This is a genomic window from Nocardia cyriacigeorgica (genome assembly GCF_010868145.1).
Lineage (GTDB): Bacteria > Actinomycetota > Actinomycetes > Mycobacteriales > Mycobacteriaceae > Nocardia > Nocardia cyriacigeorgica_D.
Genome location: NZ_JAAGUY010000022.1, coordinates 1 through 15,692, shown reverse-complemented (window position 1 = coordinate 15,692; position 15,692 = coordinate 1). Strand labels below are relative to the sequence as shown.

18 protein-coding genes are annotated in these 15,692 nt (G+C 68.0%); 1 reads left to right on the top strand and 17 read right to left on the bottom strand.

The features are described from left to right. Positions 1–31: 31 nt before the first annotated feature. Positions 32–1,528 (bottom strand): type VII secretion protein EccB, encoded by a 1,497-nt coding sequence (gene eccB / locus GV792_RS21950; protein ID WP_163826179.1) that lies wholly within the window; start codon positions 1,526–1,528, stop codon positions 32–34. Positions 1,529–1,817: 289 nt separating this feature from the next. On the opposite strand from eccB, the gene eccE reads away from it, so the two are divergent. Continuing rightward, positions 1,818–3,539 (top strand): type VII secretion protein EccE, encoded by a 1,722-nt coding sequence (eccE, locus tag GV792_RS21945; protein WP_309139141.1) that lies wholly within the window; start codon positions 1,818–1,820, stop codon positions 3,537–3,539. Between the two features lie 65 nt (positions 3,540–3,604). On the opposite strand, the gene GV792_RS21940 is transcribed toward eccE, so the two are convergent. The 16 genes from GV792_RS21940 to GV792_RS21865 form a co-directional block, all read right to left on the bottom strand. Continuing rightward, the gene (locus GV792_RS21940) at positions 3,605–3,892 is read right to left on the bottom strand and encodes a WXG100 family type VII secretion target (RefSeq protein WP_163826178.1); all 288 of its coding nucleotides are present in this window, start codon (positions 3,890–3,892) and stop codon (positions 3,605–3,607) included. Positions 3,893–3,946: 54 nt separating this feature from the next. Then, positions 3,947–4,237 carry a WXG100 family type VII secretion target gene (locus GV792_RS21935; RefSeq protein WP_163826177.1) on the bottom strand — a complete coding sequence of 97 codons (291 nt, stop codon included), beginning with the start codon at positions 4,235–4,237 and terminating at the stop codon, positions 3,947–3,949. Positions 4,238–4,327: 90 nt separating this feature from the next. Then, a complete protein-coding gene (locus GV792_RS21930) occupies positions 4,328–5,119 on the bottom strand; it encodes an ESX secretion-associated protein EspG (RefSeq protein WP_163826176.1) in 792 nt (263 codons plus the stop codon). Continuing rightward, complete coding sequence (locus GV792_RS21925; RefSeq protein ID WP_163826175.1) at positions 5,116–6,090, bottom strand: PPE domain-containing protein; 975 nt, start codon at positions 6,088–6,090, stop codon at positions 5,116–5,118. Before GV792_RS21925 ends, GV792_RS21930 begins: the two co-directional genes overlap by 4 nt. Positions 6,091–6,121: 31 nt before the next feature. Continuing rightward, positions 6,122–6,460 carry a PE family protein gene (locus GV792_RS21920; RefSeq protein ID WP_163826174.1) on the bottom strand — a complete coding sequence of 113 codons (339 nt, stop codon included), beginning with the start codon at positions 6,458–6,460 and terminating at the stop codon, positions 6,122–6,124. 33 nt (positions 6,461–6,493) lie between these two features. Continuing rightward, positions 6,494–7,813 (bottom strand): hypothetical protein, encoded by a 1,320-nt coding sequence (locus GV792_RS21915; protein WP_163826173.1) that lies wholly within the window; start codon positions 7,811–7,813, stop codon positions 6,494–6,496. Continuing rightward, positions 7,810–8,130: a type VII secretion target gene (locus tag GV792_RS21910; protein WP_163826172.1), complete on the bottom strand. Its 321-nt coding sequence runs from the start codon at positions 8,128–8,130 to the stop codon at positions 7,810–7,812. Before GV792_RS21910 ends, GV792_RS21915 begins: the two co-directional genes overlap by 4 nt. Positions 8,131–8,245: 115 nt before the next feature. Next, positions 8,246–8,545: a YbaB/EbfC family nucleoid-associated protein gene (locus GV792_RS21905; protein WP_163826171.1), complete on the bottom strand. Its 300-nt coding sequence runs from the start codon at positions 8,543–8,545 to the stop codon at positions 8,246–8,248. A 51-nt stretch (positions 8,546–8,596) separates the two neighbouring features. After that, positions 8,597–8,938, bottom strand: a complete 342-nt coding sequence (locus tag GV792_RS21900) for a hypothetical protein (RefSeq protein ID WP_163826170.1) — start codon at positions 8,936–8,938, stop codon at positions 8,597–8,599. A gap of 48 nt (positions 8,939–8,986) precedes the next feature. Then, positions 8,987–9,772 carry an ESX secretion-associated protein EspG gene (locus GV792_RS21895; RefSeq protein WP_163826169.1) on the bottom strand — a complete coding sequence of 262 codons (786 nt, stop codon included), beginning with the start codon at positions 9,770–9,772 and terminating at the stop codon, positions 8,987–8,989. After that, positions 9,769–11,598, bottom strand: coding sequence for a hypothetical protein (locus GV792_RS30140; RefSeq protein WP_163826168.1), 1,830 nt, complete (start codon positions 11,596–11,598; stop codon positions 9,769–9,771). The genes GV792_RS21895 and GV792_RS30140 overlap by 4 nt, the downstream gene beginning before the upstream one ends. 189 nt (positions 11,599–11,787) lie before the next feature. Beyond that, positions 11,788–13,296 (bottom strand): hypothetical protein, encoded by a 1,509-nt coding sequence (locus GV792_RS21885; RefSeq protein ID WP_309138608.1) that lies wholly within the window; start codon positions 13,294–13,296, stop codon positions 11,788–11,790. A gap of 126 nt (positions 13,297–13,422) precedes the next feature. Beyond that, positions 13,423–13,863 (bottom strand): TY-Chap domain-containing protein, encoded by a 441-nt coding sequence (locus tag GV792_RS21880; protein WP_163826167.1) that lies wholly within the window; start codon positions 13,861–13,863, stop codon positions 13,423–13,425. Continuing rightward, complete coding sequence (locus GV792_RS21875; protein ID WP_163826166.1) at positions 13,860–14,345, bottom strand: DUF6301 family protein; 486 nt, start codon at positions 14,343–14,345, stop codon at positions 13,860–13,862. The genes GV792_RS21880 and GV792_RS21875 overlap by 4 nt, the downstream gene beginning before the upstream one ends. Positions 14,346–14,383: 38 nt before the next feature. After that, complete coding sequence (locus GV792_RS21870; RefSeq protein ID WP_163826165.1) at positions 14,384–14,668, bottom strand: hypothetical protein; 285 nt, start codon at positions 14,666–14,668, stop codon at positions 14,384–14,386. Positions 14,669–14,681: 13 nt separating this feature from the next. Beyond that, positions 14,682–15,374 (bottom strand): hypothetical protein, encoded by a 693-nt coding sequence (locus tag GV792_RS21865; protein WP_163826164.1) that lies wholly within the window; start codon positions 15,372–15,374, stop codon positions 14,682–14,684. Between the last annotated feature and the right edge of the window lie 318 nt (positions 15,375–15,692).

Genomic DNA, 15,692 nt, shown 5'->3' with positions numbered 1-15,692 from the left:
CGGTTCACCAAGCGCGGGCCGACCCGTCGGCTCAGTTGCTCTGCGGCAGCACGTCGTGGCGGGTGAGCGCGTCGGTGGAAGCAAGCGTCGGGCCCGGTACCAGCTGACCGACAATCGCCCACGGCGCCAGTGCCGGTGCGTCACCGAGACCCAGCACCATCGCCGTGTCGATATCGGGCACGCCGTAGCGGATGCCGTTGTCGGCGATGTAGAAAAGGCTGCCGCGGCGCGGGCTACCCGGCTCCATGCCGGTGACGTGCACGAACTCTCCCGATGACGGACGCAGATAGGCCTGGTCGACTCGGTCGCCGGAGCCGTCGGCAGTGGCCAGCGATACTGGCTGCGCCCCCTCGGGCAGGGGCAGGCGGGCACCGACGAGCAGGGCCGCGGAGGCCCGGTCGGTGGGGCCGTCGACGGCGTCGGCATCGGACTGTTCGGTCTTGGACCAGGAAACGCAGGTGACGGGCGCGTCCTCGGCGGACAGGATCGTCGGCGCGGCCGCCGGAAAATGATCGACCGGCAGCTGGGACAGCACAGCGATGCCGGTCAGCGCGTCCGGCGGAACGGTCTCGATCTGGCTCATGCCCTGCGAGTTCGCCGTGCGGATGACGTCGGCGGTGAAGTCGGAGATGTGCTGTACTCCGTCGGCGAGCACCACATAGAGTTCGGCCCGCTCGCCGCGGCCCGTCGCTGCCACCGAGATGACGCCGCCCACCGGGATATCGGACAGTGCGCCCGGTCCCGGCTTCCCGGCGTTCGGAATCTCCGGAACGGCGATCGGCGGTACCGGCGTCGCGGCGCCGAGCAGGCCGGCACCGGCCGGTCGCGGGCGTTCGCCGGACAGGCTCAGCGCCCGCGCGATAGCGCTGTTCTCCGGATCGACCTGGGCGCGTTTGCCCTCGTAGATCAGGTACGTGCGGTCCGAGCGGCGCACAAGGACGGCTTCGTCGGGGTCGGCGCGACGGATCCGTTCGCTCAGATCCGGTCGCGCCGCGAGCACCGCGGTGTCGACACCGGAGGCCGACGCGGCACTTCCGGTGATGGACAGCTCGACGGTGTCGCACAGCGACCACTCCGAGCTGGTGCCCTGTGCCGAACCAGGCAGCGCCGAGGGCGCACCAGGGATGCCGAGCAGTGGGCCGCGGGGCATATCGGCAAGCTTGTCGTCCTTGACCGAGGCAGGGGATTCGCTGCTGCCGCTGATCAGGCGTGCGGAGGCGAGATTGAGCACCGGGTGCAGCGTGTTGCCGCCGTCATTGTCGGCGACGACGACGTAGAGCGCGCCGCTGTCCTTACCCATCACGATCTTGGCGTCACCGATCGCGCCCTGCGGGCGGATGAACGCCAGGATCGCCGCACCGGCGACGACCAGCAGTCCGAGCACCGCCCCGACCAGCAGCGAACGCAGCTGTGAGCGCATCGGATCGTGCAGCATCCGCACATCCCGGCGCACCAGCGCATGATCGAGCCTGCGCAACAGGAATCGGTATCCATTGACCTGCTGCCGGGTGGTCAGCGGTGCCGGCACATGGCCTCCATAGAACTGAGTTCTCCCCTCATCGAGCAATTACAGTATCCGCCGAAACGGTGGTGTCAATCGGCGCTGGGGATACCCGGTCGGGGGCGATATCTCTACGCCGCCATTTCACCTGCGGCGCGGTATTGTAAAAATTCTCCAGATCCCGGAAAAGACAAACTCCGGCCACAGGAATTCGAACCCAGGGCTACTAATAGTGAACGTAGTTGTAAACGAACGGGAAACCGGAGCCGAAATGTCGGCGAGAAACTCACCCGAGGAAATTCGACCGAACATCGCGGTGAACGCGACGTTACATGATCCCGAATTCTGGTTGTTCCGTCATATCCCGCTACGGCGTATGGTTCCGCTGGCATTGTTTGCCGCTGCGGCGGCGTGGTCGGGGCTGGCATTCGACGCGCCGATCTATGCCGTCGTCGGCACAGGGGTTGCCGTCCTGCTGCTCGGAGCGGTGCCGGTGCGCCGGGCCGATCCACGCAATCTGGCCGGGATGCTCGCCCAGGCACTCGCCTACCGCTGGCGCCGGGCTCGGCCGGGTCCCGCGGACACCGGGGCCGAGCCGTTCGACGTCACGCTGCCCGAGGGCGGCAGTTACGGCGTGCGCTGGGACAACGACCTGCTCGTCACCATGTTGCGCATCGATCCGCCACCCGACGCGATGACCTTGCTGCGTCGCGGCTCGCTCAGCACCGATCAGGTCCTGCCGCTCACCGAGATCGGTACCTGCTTGAGCCAGTTCGACATCACGCTCACCTCGATCGATGTGATCAGTACCGGGGCGCGCACCGCGGGCAACGGCGTGGTCGCCCAGCTCTATGACCGGATCCTCGGACCGCTGCCCGCCATCGCACATCGCACCGTCTGGCTGGTGCTGCGGCTCGACCCGCTGGCCAATGCCGAGGCGGTGGACAATCGGGGCGGCGGGCGGACCGGCAGCCTGCGCACGGCGATCATTGCCACGCGTCGGGTCGCCAATAGGCTGGCTGCTCACGACATCTCGGTATCTGTGCTCACCGCGGGCGAGATGAACGCCGCGGTCCGCCGAATGTGCTGGGGTGTCCCGTTGGACAAGTTCACCGAGACCAAGGACTCGCTGGTGCACGGTGAGCTGCGGCTCACCAACTACGAGATCGGCCCGGAGCTGGTCGGCTCGCGCGGCTTCGCCGATATCTGGGCGACGCCGAGCCTGAACACCATGGTGACGGTGCGGCTGCGGCCCGGCGTCGAACGGCCGGGTGTCGGCAAGCGGGCCGAGTCACCGCCGATCACCCTCGGTGCGCTGGTCCGCTTCGACACCCTCACCGATCCGGGCGAACCATCGGTAGCGGGGCTGCGTCCGTTGCGGGGCAGGCAATTCCGCGCCCTGCTCGACACGTTGCCCGCGCAGACCGTGGTGCACGACAGTGCCGCCGACTATCACGGCCCGCTCAGCGCGCTCACCGGCATCGCGGTGCCGACCGGAGGTTGCGGTCAGCTCATCGGCGCCGACCACCATGGCCAGGGCATCGCGGTCCCGCTGATCGGCGACGGGACCAGGCATCTCGAGGTGATCGGCAAACTCGATCTGGCCCAACAGGTCATCTTGCGAGCCATCGCGCTCGGCGCACACGTCGTGGTGCATACCGACCGGCCGGAGGCGTGGCAGACGATGGTCGCCAACGTCGGTGCACCACAATCACTATCACTGGCCGCACGATTCGGTGGGGCAGCTCATCCGCACAGCCCGGCAACCACCCAGCCAGGTGCGTCGTTCAACACCGCCACCGTCGTGGTGTTCGACGGTATCGCACCGACCGCGCTGACCGGCGGTGCCACCATCGTGCGAGTGCGTGGGCCGCACGAACCCGACGGCGATTTCGATGCCGACGTCACGCTGTGGCAAGACCCCGCCGCACCGAACCTCATCACGGTGCGCACCTCCACTGCCGCGGCGACGGTCACCATGGTCACCACCCCGGACGAGATGCGCTACATCGGCGAATCCCTCGCCGCCGCCCGCTGAACGGGCCGAGACAAGCTGACAGCCGGCCCGGAATATCCGGACCGGCTGTCAGTCGCTCGTGATCATCACACGCCCGCGAACCCATCACCGATCTTGCCGTCGGTGCCGAGGGCGCGGTGCAGCGCGCTCTCCACCGCGGCGGCGACGTTGTCCAGGATCACCAGGGTGTCCTCGAATTTGGTGTCCCAGTCCTTGTGCGCGAGCTGGAAGTTGTTGTTGGCCTCGTTGCCTTCCCACGCGGTGGCGAGCGCGGTACCTGCGTCGGCCATGTCGCGCGCGTTGTCGGTGAGTGCCTTGCGGAAACCCTGCAGATCATGGAACAGGGTGGTCATGGCAGCCTTGTCGTATTCCATCTGAACCCTCCGGGGATCGGTAAGTGATTGTGTGGCGGCCGGCGCGGACGGCCGTCAGATCTTGATGTAGTTGAACTCGTCTTCGCCCTCGGCATCCATGCGCTTGAAGGTCGCGCTGCCCTCACCGACCAGCTCGGTGAGCCGGTTGAGCGCACCGTTGAGTTCGGTGGCCTCGGTGTTCCAGCGGTCGGCGGCGGCGTTGAAGGCCGAACGGGCATCGCCTTCCCAGCCACGGGCGGCGTTGACCTCGTCGGTGATCGCCTTGAGCGTGAACTTCATGCCCTCCACCGCGTTGGCCATGTCGTCCTTGGCCTTATCGGCGGATACGTGATCGGCGTAAACCATGATCGAACCTTTCGTGTTGTGATTTCCGTGCCCGGAAGGTGCCGGACGGCACCGCCGGGAGAGTGGCGGGCTACTGCACGCCCTTCGGGTCTACTGCGGCAGCCACCTTCCCCCGGGCAGCGCTTCGACCAGGGCCGATATCGCCTGTGCGATCCGGTGATCGGTGCCCGGTGTCACCGTGGACCAGACCTGCTGATCCGCTGCGACACCGGGCGCGGCGACGAGGCGCCCGTGCCCGGTGTCGTATACCGCGACCGCCGCGGGCGGCCGGGTCGTCACGCCGTCGATGTGGGCGTAGGCCACGATCTCGGCGTAGGCGTGGCAGGACGCGAAGGCCAGGCCGTAGCGAGGCGCGTCCTGATCGGCGACGCCGAGCGCATACAGGGCATCGGCGTATTCGGCCGAGGTCTGCGCTGATTCGAGGCGTTCGCTGAGTTCGCGGGCGGGTGCGCTGACTTCGACGACGTCGGCGGCGGCGCATCGACCGAGGACGGCAAGCACGGGCCGGGCGAGGGCGGCCCCGGAGCCGTCGGACCATACGGGGCCGATGTCGTAGTCGTCGCCGGTGCGCACGGCCAGCGCATGCTGTTCATCGCGGCGGGCCAGACATATTCGGATCGGTGCACCACCGGTGAACACTCGGGCGACAAGTTCGCGGTCGGGCTGCGCCAAGGTGAACAGTGCGTCGGCCAGACTCGGTTCCACCTCGCCGTAGGAGTCGATGACGCCCGCGCCGGTGAGGTCGGTGACCGCGCGCTGCTGGGCCGTGGCCCATTCGTCGTGGGAATCCTGTTGCGGCGCCACCGACAGCACCTGCGGAAGGGTCTGCACGCCGAGCCGTTCGGCAACGGCGAGTAGTCCGTCGTTTGTCACGATCGTCATTGCCCACCTCCCGCTGTGGTCCGGCCCGTCCGCGGCGCGTCGGTATCCGGTGCGCCTAGGACGGCGGGTGCGGAGACGATGCCGAGGTCGGCGCCGAGCGCGTCGGTGCCGGCGTCGCCCGCCCTGGACCGGTAGTCCTCTTCTTGCGCGCCGGCCGCGGCGGCAAAGGGGGAACCGGGAACCAGCGGCACATTGGTATGCGATGCCGGAACCTGCTGCGGGGCCGCGACTTCCACGGTCTCCGTCGCGGCCGTCTCGGTGTAGGCCGCAGCCTGATATGTGGTCTTGGCACGTGGGATCGGTCCGAGGCCACCGCGCGGCGCGAACATGCCTGGCGTGACCGGAGGGAGCGCCGGAGTCGCCGGTGGTGCCGCGGTCGATGAGACCTGCTCGGCTTCCAACGCCGCAGCGGCAGCGATCACCGGTGGCGGCTGCTGGGTCCACGGCTCGGCCAGTGGTTCACTGGCCGCCTCGTAGCCGCGCATCACCCGTGACGCGGCGGCCTTGGCGGCATCCGCATCGGTATCGGTCTGTGCGGCCACGGCCTGGATCGGTGCGCCGAGTGCCGCGCCGACCTGCTCCAGCAGCCGCTGGATCTCCTGAATGGCGATGAGCTCCGCAGAGTTCGGCATCGCCAGCCGCGCCACTTCGTAGGCGGCGACCTGGGTTTCAGCGCGCACGGCATTGTTCGCAGCCGATGCCGCCGCCTCGGTCAGCCACTCGCGCAGGCGCGAGACCTTGTCGATCGCTTCACGGCTGGTGCTCGACTGCCACACTCCACGCAGGCCGAGTACGACCCGTTCGAAATCCACCACCGCCGTGCCGAGTTCGGCCGCCAACTGCACCCAGGCCGCGCCGGCCTCGGCAAGTGGGAGCGAACCCGGCCCGGTGGTGAGTTCGCGGGCCAACCGGTCGGGCTGACGCGCCTCCCAGACCACTCCGGTGAACCCGGGTCGCGGTGGTTCGATCATCACAGAGCTCCGTGGACTCGCCCGGCGCGGGCTACGCCGCTCCGCGCGAGGGCATATCGAAACCCGTGGCGCTGTCGCTTTCGGACCGGCCGAATTCGTTGATCTGGCTGCGCAGCATGGCGGCCAGTTTGCGCAGTTCGAGAATGCCCGCGGTCGTACTGTCGCCGAAGGACACCGCGACCTCGTTCATCGTCTGCGCGGCGGCCCTTGATACCTCGTCGGCGCCCGCGGGTTCGACATTCAGCGCGGCTTCACGGGTGGTGAAGCTCTGCTCCAGCCGGTCGGCCAGACCATCGAGCTCGAGTGCCGCGGCACGCGCACCGGCGGCGTCGAACTGAACCCCATCGAAATCCACACCATTGCGGACCATGACAACCTCCTGGATCGGACCGTGCTGACTGCGTCAGAGGGTGAGTTCTTTGTCGGGTGGTGCTTCGGACTGCTGTTCGGCCGCGCCGACCACCGGCAGCGAGACCCCTTCGATATCGCCGACGACCTCATCGCCGTGCTGACCGGACACCAGGTAGTTCGGCATATCGCCGGAGTCGCCCGCACCACGCACGCCTGACGCGGCACCGGCCGCACCGGCCGCCCCCGCGGCCCCCATCGGCATCATGGCCGGTCCGGTGCCTGCGGTGGTGGCCGCGGACCGTCCGCCGACCATGCCCGCCTCACCTGCAGCGGTACCGAAGCCGCCTGCCGCACCGGGTACTGCGCCGAGTCCAGCGGTGCGAGTGCCAGGCCACGGGCTCAACGGCGCGGCAACAGGTCCGACACCGCCCCCACCGACTCCGCCGCCGCCGCCGCCGACGCCACCACCGCCTGCTCCGCCCGGATGGTCTTTGCCGGGTTCGCCGTCCTTCTTCCCGTCCGGATCCCCGGCGCCGTGCACTGGTTTCGGCGCGAGCAGCGAGGTGTTGGCTGCGGCGAGCTGGCCGATGGACTGCGCTCCGGTACTGGCCATCGTCATCAGCGGGGTGACCATCTGTAGCAGCTGCATCACCTGCTGCATCGAATCCACACCCTTGGGGGCCCCGGTGACGGCGACCTTCTTGCCCGCCTGGGTCATGTTCCCGGAGTGGCCGAGCAGTTCGCCGCGAGTCTTGGCGACCACGGCGGTCGCCGAGGTCAGTGCCTCGGTAGTCGCCGCGACCATGAACATCTGCCCGCCTGGAGTGGCGAGCAGCGGGGCCGAGGCCACCATTGTGGTCAGGTATTTGGCGATAATGGCGGTCAGTTCGGCACCGCCGACGGCGACGGAGGTCGCGGCACCGGCAAGCACTGTCTTCTCGTTGGTGCTCTGGGTGGCGAGCTCGGCGCCATCGCTCTGCGCGTCGGCCGCCTTACCCGCGGCGCTGGTTGCGCCCATGCCCTGCCAGATCGTCATCACAGCCTGGAGCGCAGAGGTTCCCAACTGCATCGCGGTGGTGAGAGCGGTGTTGACCGCCTGGAAGACCTGCATCGGATCGGGTCCGCCGCCCGGTGGCGGGGTGAGCGCTCCGGTGCCGAAGCTGCTGGCCAGGTCGGTCAGCGGCCGAGCCAGCGCGGTGATGTCGATCACCGGCATCGGCGGCAGCTCGGGTAGCGGTGGAATCGCGGACAGGTCCGGCAGCGGCGGCAAGCCGATATCCGCGAGGATGTCGTTCACCGGACGGTCGATATAGGGCGCGAGCGCGCTGCCGCGCAACAGATCGACGACGGTGGGGTCCAGCTCGGGATTCATTGTAGTGGCGCGGTTGCCGCACCCAGTTCGGCGATCGCGGCGGCGTCGGAAGCCTCGTAGGCCGCGGCGCTCTGATGTGCGGTCACCGCCGTGGCAGCGTGGACGCCGGCCAGTTCCATGACCGAGGACAGATGGTTGCCCTGCGCGACGGCGTAGGACAGCAGGAACTCCTGCCCGATCAAGCCGAAGACCGGCGCCGCGACGGCCATGGTCGCCGCCTGGTCGGCACTGCCAGCGGTGGCCACGCTCGTCGCCATCGCCGCTGCCGCGTCGCCGTAACGACGGATCGCGTCAGGTGTTGCTACGAGGTCGCTCATCGTACTCCCCGATCCGGTACTGCTGGATGTTCAGCGCGAATCCCCCACCGAGGGAATAGGCCCCGGTTTGAGCTGTCGCGAAAAACTATGCCCGGTCAGGGTGAACGTGACGTGTCTACCTGGCGACTTCTTCATTGAATGACACGACGATTTCGGCGCGCCGGGCAAAGGCCGCTCTGGCCGCCGCTGCGGCGGTAGCTACCAGCCGCTGTTCGAACTCGGAGGGGGAGAGTTCCGAGATCGCCGTGGTGAACTGGAGATTCACCAACGAGCCGTTGCCGTCGACCTCGACGGTGACAGCACCGTCCGGTGCGGTTTCGCTCGCGCGGACCGCTGCCATGTCCTCGGCGAGATCGCGCATGCGGTACAACCGACGACGAACACTGGCTTCCAGCTCGTCCATAGATTCAAACACGAGGTGAACACCCTTCCCGCGCAATTCTTCCCACTGATGGAAATCGGCAGCTCAGACCGGGCGCAGCCAGCTGGCCGGTTCGGTCTCGTAGTCCTGCTCGTCGGCCATCTCCTGATCAGCAACTTCGGCTGCGGTCGGCAGGCCCATCAGCGCGAGCATGTCCTCGGCCACGCCCGCTTGCTCGAGCTGCGCGCGACGTGCGAGGCCGGCCCGGCTCGAGGCTTGTTTGCACAACCGCAGCACCTCCGCAGCCAGTGCGGAGGGATCACCACGCAGCTCGGAGCGTTCGATCGAAATGCCCACCGGCAGCCCTTGTTCGGTGGTACGCACAGTGATCGCACCCGTACGCGAGGTCGCGGACCACTCCGCGGGACCCTGCTCTTGCTCACTCATGGGCACATCCCTTCCCGATCATGCGCATGCGGTGGCTGCGCATCGCTGTCACGCGCGCTCGTCCTTGATCGCGCGGATGACCGCGGCGACCCTGGTGTTGATCGTGTTCGTCAAATGTTTGCGATCGGCAGGCCGCGCTACCGGCGGGGTCTCGTCGCCGATGACGTAGCGGCCGTCGCCTTCGAGATCACGCCAGCGCAGCCGATGTTTGGTGATGCCGCGCGGCCCGAAGATCGAAAAGCCCTGCACCACATCAATGGTTCCGTAGCTCGGCGCCGGCGTCGCCAGGAACGCCGCGCCACGCTGTGCGGTGGAATCGTCGAACGAGTCGTGGACAGCGGAGCCACCGTAGGCGTGGTCGAGCTCGTCGCCGGGACTCTCGGCGGGCAGCACGACATCGCGCTGCTTACCCGGCTCAGCCTCCGGCATCTCCGCGACCACGGAATCGGCCAGACCGACCGCCTCGCATTCGGTGACGGTGAAACCGCCACTGTGCCAGTAGCTTTCACCGGGCAGCTGCTTCAGCAGATAGCCGCTGCTCTGGCGCCGGGCGCCGATCAGCCGCACCAGGCCCTCCGGTTCGCGCGGCGCTCGGCCGTCGCCGCCGTTGACCACGATCCGCAGATCCGGATCGGCGATCGTGGCGAGTATCGGGTCGAACGACCTACCGAGCCGGCGATCCACTTCCTCCCGCGCGGCCAGCAGCTCCGCCTTGAACCGCTCGGGATCCTCGGTGCGGCCGAGGTAGTACAGCGGGAACGGCAGCCCGCCGCGCCCAACCGACTTCCACAGCACGAAGAACTCGATATCGCTGAATTCCCAGGTCCGGTTCATTTCTCCACAACTGGTTTGGCCACCACCGGTGCGTCGCCCAGCGCCTCTTCGATGTGCTCGGCAGAGTCGAGGTAGTCGGCTCGCTTGTATTCCTTGCTCCCCTGCTGACCGCCGCCCGCACCCGCACCCGCGGGACCCATACCGCCGGGGGCACCCGGGGCACCCGCCGTCGGCGCCAAGCCCGCACCGCGCATGGCACCGGCCGCCGCCGCGCCGGTCACCGATGCGCGGGGGAACAATTTCGAGGCCTGTGTCTGCGCCGGTTCCTTCGGCAATCCGCCGAGCGCACCCGCACCGCCGCCTGCGCCACCCCCACCTGCGCCCTTGCCGCCACCGAGGCCACCTTTCAGGTTGGGCAGATCCTTACCCAATGCGGACAACGCCCCGGGCAACCCGGCAAGACCCGCCTGCTGCATGCCCTGCTGCATCGCCTGCTGGGCAGCCTGAAGCCCCTGTTGAGCGGCTTGCTGCGCCTGTTGCAGACCCTGCTGAAGGGCCTGCTGGGCTTGTTGCGCGGCCTGTTGAGCGGCTTGCTGCTGGGCGCGCTTGGCGGCCTGTTGCTGGGCGAGCTCCTGCTGCTGACGGAGTTCGGCGGCCTGACGTCGGGCATCAGCGTCGGCCTTGGCCTGCATTGCCTCCATATCGCGCTGCTGTTGGGCGAGTGCCTGTTGGTCCTTGGCGAACTTGGCAAGATCGGCCTGTTGCTGAGCGGCCCCACCACCACCGCCGGTCCCGCCTCCGCCGGTGCCTCCGCCATTGTTTCCGTTGTTGCCGTTATTGCCGTTGTTCCCATTGTTGCCGTTGGGGTCTATCTCGACCGCGTCCGTCGGCTTGGGCAGGATCGGAATGGCGGTGGCGCATGCGGTGATCCCCGGGTCGTACCAGTTCTCGTAGACCTGCTGGGCCAGCTCGAGCTGGGCATGCTCCTGATCGTCCGGCGTGTAGGCCACGCTCTTGTCCGGCATGCCGTACACGGTGTTCGCGGTCCAGCCGGACGCGTTCACCAGGTTGTCACTGAGCTGCTGCATCGCGGTGAGCAGCGGGGCGCTCTTGTTCGTGTACATCCGAATGGCCTTGGCGGCGCCGTCGGCTCCGGTGCCCTTCCACCGCTCCGACTCGACCAAGCCGAGGATGCTCTGGTCGAAGTTGGAGAAGCCCGATTGCAGTTGCAGCTTCATCCGGAACCAGTCGCCGCCGGCGACAGCGATGAACGCGGGCTTGCCGAAGATCTCCTGGCCGAGCCACCAGAGCTGGTTGAAGTTCAGTGTCTGCGCGGGCGGTACGGTCACCGCGAAGCCTTGGGAACCTTCACTACCCGCCAGGTCGAGCAGACTGTCCGGGAGCCCCCCGTACTTCTTGTCCTTGTCCTCGTAGTTACCGAGATTGGGGATGTCGGGCGATATATCCACCCAGCCGCCGTGGTACATCTGCTCCTGTTCGACATGCTGGATCAGATCACCGGCATTGCTCGATTTCACCATGCTGTCGAAGTGGCCCTTACCATCCAGATCGGTACCTTCGTACAGCTTTCCGGCAAGCACGAAGGACTCGCCGAGATCGGTCGCGACCCGCTTGTGCTCCTTCATGACCTCGTCGCGGAACTCGGCAGCCACCTCAGCGAACTTGTCCGCCAGCCGTTTCGCACCCGGGAAGTGCCCGAGACCTTCGATTTTGAGGACGTCGTCGAGGCTGCCGGTCACGACATTGAACACGTCGAGCAGGTCGGCGCAGTATCCTGCGGCATCCTCGGCAACGTCCCTGGTGAACACCAGCCCGCCGTTGCCCGCCTGATCGCGCAGGTCGCCCCATGGGTTATCTCCGGCCATCGCCTCAGCTCCTTCCCACTCGGCGCCGATCACGACGCCCGACCGGCTCCGCCCCGTCGCACGGCAGCACCCTGCGGGGCGCCGCCGATATCACGCTGATTTCACGGTGCGTGATCATCCCGTGGAGAAACTGAACAGCAGGTAGCCGTGCGATGAATCATGTTCGGGCGGTGCGTTTCCGCCGGTAGGTCAGTCGCCGACCGAGCGGTGGCGTAACTGGAAGCGCTGCTCGAACTCGGCGATAAAGCGCGACGGCGCGGTGGAGGAGCTGGACTGCTCCAGCACGCCGTCGTCAGCGAGATAGAAGATGGTGCGCCCGATCGCGAGCTCGCCTTCGGACGCGGGGACGTACACCATCCAGCCGGCGCTGATTCGCTCGGCGACCAGATCCTGGGGCGGATAACCGGCGGTATCGAGCCCGGCATCGACGATATGACCACGCACTCGCGCGATCGCCTGTTCTTGCGGCATCGGCTCCGGCAGCAGCAGGGCGACGCCGGCCAGGGTGAGCTGGTAGAAGGCACCGTCGATATCGAACTCGGCGTCGTCACCGAAGACCTCGATCAGCGTGTCTCTGGTCGCCACACCGACCTCGGCCGCCGACAGCAGCGCCGATACCGCCCGCCGATCCTGGTCCCCCGGTTCCGCGGTCACCAATCGCAGCACGACGTCCACCACGGTATCGAAGGACCAGAAACCCGGTACTGCCGCAGCGATTCCGTCGGCGCCCGGCGATTCACCGCGATACCAGTGGCCACCCTCCCACCAGTAGCAGAAGGACAGCAGCCCGCTGGATGCGCGCGGGTTCAGCACCGGGTTGGCCACCCATTCGGGCGCGCCCGCGTACAACTGCGGCAGCTGCGCGTCGCCGTTGTAGGCGGCGTCGAGGCCGGGGGCGTTCCACACCCCGCCGGAGAGGACCGCCCGCCCGCCCGCCAGCGCGTACAGGGTCGCACCGCTGCGCCGCGAGCCCTCGAACATGCCGAGCGCGGGCAGGATTCGCGGACCCCACTCCGAGCCCGCCGCCACGAACGCGGCCGACAGCACCGCCCACCGTACCCACATCACCGGAAACTCCGGCAGGTCGTTGTCGGACCGCACACCACGCCGATCCTGAGAACGATCGGCCCGCGCCTGCCTCGCCGCGTCGCGGGGCGACCGGAACTGCCTGCCCGCATGGGTCAGATAGGCGGCCAACCAGACCGGCAGCGATGCACGCGGGTAGGAACGGAGATCGGCGGCATAGGCCTCGGGCGGGAACAATTGGTCGTCGGGGAAGGGTTCGTCGCCGTAGTCGTAGTCGACCTCGAGCTCACCGGCGGCGGACAACGTCAGGACCAATCGCCACCAGGGTCCGTCGCCGAGTTCGGCGGAGATGTGACGTTGTCCGCGAACCAGATCCAGAATCTCGGCCGAAGGGTGGGCCGGGACCGGCTGCTGGTTCTCGTCCGAGTAGACGACCTGGCCCATTTCCATCGCGGTGGTCAAGGCGAACAGGGCGGTGAGCCGCTGCCATCCAGGAGGGGCCGCCGCCGCGAGATCGCGGGCAACCTGATGGATCAGCTGCGCGGCACGCTCGGCAGGGTCGGCGGGGGTTTCGTCGAGACTGAATCCGATGTCCGGTTCAGGGGTGTCGACGGCGTCGGGGGCGAGGATCTGTTCGTCGGCCGGTCCGGTCTCATCGGCTGGATTGGTCACGTCGCGGCACTCTCCTCGTCTGCGCACCCGATGGCCGGGCCGGTCGCAGCGGTCTTATCACCGCCGAGGAAACGATTCCGGAACGTGCGGTGACGTCCTGGCGGCGCAGCCGCCGGAATCGGCAGATCAGGAGTGACGGGGCAGGCCGAGCCCCGGCAGGTCCAGCGCGCAGTTGCCCACGTTCTCGTTCCATGCCACATACGACAGATCGGAGACCGCGGCGATACCAAACCCGTCACGCAGCCCGGTGACGACCATCGACGTCAGCTGCCGATAGCGGGCCGAAGACTGCGGCCACGGCCATTCGACCCACCAGTTGTGGCCGTGATCGGCGTCCGGCGCATGCCAGCCTGCCTCGACGATCAGTCGCCCACCGGTCGATCCCGCCCGTGCGGCAGGCGCGAGCCAGTGGTCGCCGACCAGCTCGGCCCACAGCTCGTCGTCGAGCTGACGGAACTGCGCGTACCGCGGCGCAGGCCCGGGTTCGACGATCTTCACCACCGCACCGGCAGGCAGATCCGCCAGTTCCTCGGCCAGGCCCTCGGCGAACTCCGTCCAGCCGGTCACAGCAGGCCTTGATCTTCGAGTGCGGCATTGCGGTCGTCGTCGGCGAGCCGGGTGTTGGTCACCAGCGTCAGCACCACCGAAACCGTCATGTCCTGCAAGACCAGCGTGGACTCCGCGCCGGCCCAGCGGATCTGGGGGAACTCGCCGGGGACGCGTGCTGTCGGTGCACCGAGCGCGGCGGCGAGAGCGTCGGCCATGGAGGCGAAAGCGTCACGGATGCGGGCGCGGGCGCTGTCGTCGGCGAACTCGGTCACCCGGACCTCGATCGCGACGGCCTTATCGTCTTCGCCGCGGATCTCGCCGCTGCCCATACCGAACCCGGTGTCGAGCATGACCCACTCCGGTTCGGTGAGCACCACCTGCCAACCGAACCCCTCGGCCAGCTCGGGGCCATCGGCGACCCGCCAGGACCACTCGAGCGATCGCAGTCGCGTGGCCAGATCGGTGACCTCGCCGTCGGTCAACGCGCGCCATTCCGTCATGTGCTCACCCTAGGTCTGTCGTCGGTTTGTGCCCGTCTTCAGCGGGCGGACCTGCGCTGTTCGAGTTCCTCGATCTTGCGAGCCAGCGCTTCTCTGCGCTCGCGGGCGTTGGTGCCGTCGAGCTGCCCGGCGAAGGCTGCGCGCGCCGCGTCGACCAGCTCGTCGGGTACCTGCGGGTACGCGCGGGCAATCGCCCACAGGCTCTCCTCGGTCTTCATATCGAGGCCGGTGGCGGTGCGCAGTCCGCCACCGCCGCACACCGAGGTGAGCATCTCGTCGAAATTGTCACGTAGCTCATCGTCGGTCGGGTGGTCCGCACGCATGATGGCCTCCTGTTCACTGTTGTCCTGGGAAGATCGCGGCGCGGCGTTCGGGATCGGCGAGCACGCCGTGCACCAGCGCACCCAGGTCCATCTCCGGCGGCAGGCTTCGGTAGATCGCCTCGAACACGACGACACCGCCCTCGATCACCGCGAACCGGGTGGTGCGATAAGCGACCCGCCCCCACTCGATATCGACCGGCCCGTCGAGCTCGATCGTACGACCGTCCACCCGCAAGGCCAGCCCCGCGCCATTGCGATAGAACACAACCTTGGATTCACCGAGGTCACCGTAGACACCCGCGGGCGCACCCGCCTGCGCGGGCACGGCCTGCAACGCACCTGTCGACGGGTTGAATTCGGCTGCCACACCGAATCCGGCGAACGGTTGGACCAGCACCGAGCCCTGCCCGTCGCCCGGCTTACCCCGGGACCGGGCGTATCCGTTCGACCCGCCACGCTGTTGGTTCCCTTGGCGTGCGCCGATACCCGGCGCCGGAGGGCCCGGCATGGGCGGCGGGGGTACCGGGGTCATCGAAGCGCCTGCCTGCCCGTTGCTCGGCTGGTCGCCGAGGTTCGGCGGATGTTGCGCGTGCTGATCCGGAGCCGGGGCCGAGGGTTCGCGCGCGGGCAACCACCCCTGAGTGATCTGCGTGGGCTGGTGCGGATTCGTCTCCTGGGGGAACAGACGGTGTCGCCGGCCGGGCATGGTCGAATCCGTCGTGGATTCGTGTGGCGCCGAATGCTGCGGGCGATCCGGAAGGATCGGGTGCTCCGGAGGCAGCGGTTGCTGCGGAACCGGAGGTATGGGCGATTCCGGGTGCTTCGGACCGAAGGGGAGATCCGGAGCCACTGGGGGAACGGACGGTGCGGGAAGAGCCGGAGGCTGGGAGTGCTGCGGCGGGGCCGGAGGAATCTCCGGTCCCGATGGGACCGGAGGGGCCGGCGGTACCGGAGGTATGGGGTTTTCAGGAGGCATGGACGGCACGGGAAGGCTCGGAAGTTGGGGGGGCAAGGGTGGATGTGG

Bases quoted from the DNA above. Each gene is read 5' to 3' on its own strand.
- GV792_RS21925 (WP_163826175.1), bottom strand. From the start codon at position 6,090: ATGATCGAACCACCGCGACCCGGGTTCACCGGAGTGGTCTGGGAGGCG.
- GV792_RS21935 (WP_163826177.1), bottom strand. From the start codon at position 4,237: ATGGTTTACGCCGATCACGTATCCGCCGATAAGGCCAAGGACGACATG.
- GV792_RS21930 (WP_163826176.1), bottom strand. From the start codon at position 5,119: ATGACGATCGTGACAAACGACGGACTACTCGCCGTTGCCGAACGGCTC.
- GV792_RS21915 (WP_163826173.1), bottom strand. From the start codon at position 7,813: ATGAATCCCGAGCTGGACCCCACCGTCGTCGATCTGTTGCGCGGCAGC.
- GV792_RS21900 (WP_163826170.1), bottom strand. From the start codon at position 8,938: ATGAGTGAGCAAGAGCAGGGTCCCGCGGAGTGGTCCGCGACCTCGCGT.
- GV792_RS21895 (WP_163826169.1), bottom strand. From the start codon at position 9,772: ATGAACCGGACCTGGGAATTCAGCGATATCGAGTTCTTCGTGCTGTGG.
- GV792_RS30140 (WP_163826168.1), bottom strand. From the start codon at position 11,598: ATGGCCGGAGATAACCCATGGGGCGACCTGCGCGATCAGGCGGGCAAC.
- GV792_RS21865 (WP_163826164.1), bottom strand. From the start codon at position 15,374: ATGCCCGGCCGGCGACACCGTCTGTTCCCCCAGGAGACGAATCCGCAC.
- GV792_RS21910 (WP_163826172.1), bottom strand. From the start codon at position 8,130: ATGAGCGACCTCGTAGCAACACCTGACGCGATCCGTCGTTACGGCGAC.
- GV792_RS21870 (WP_163826165.1), bottom strand. From the start codon at position 14,668: ATGCGTGCGGACCACCCGACCGACGATGAGCTACGTGACAATTTCGAC.
- GV792_RS21875 (WP_163826166.1), bottom strand. From the start codon at position 14,345: ATGACGGAATGGCGCGCGTTGACCGACGGCGAGGTCACCGATCTGGCC.
- GV792_RS21940 (WP_163826178.1), bottom strand. From the start codon at position 3,892: ATGGAATACGACAAGGCTGCCATGACCACCCTGTTCCATGATCTGCAG.
- GV792_RS21920 (WP_163826174.1), bottom strand. From the start codon at position 6,460: ATGGTCCGCAATGGTGTGGATTTCGATGGGGTTCAGTTCGACGCCGCC.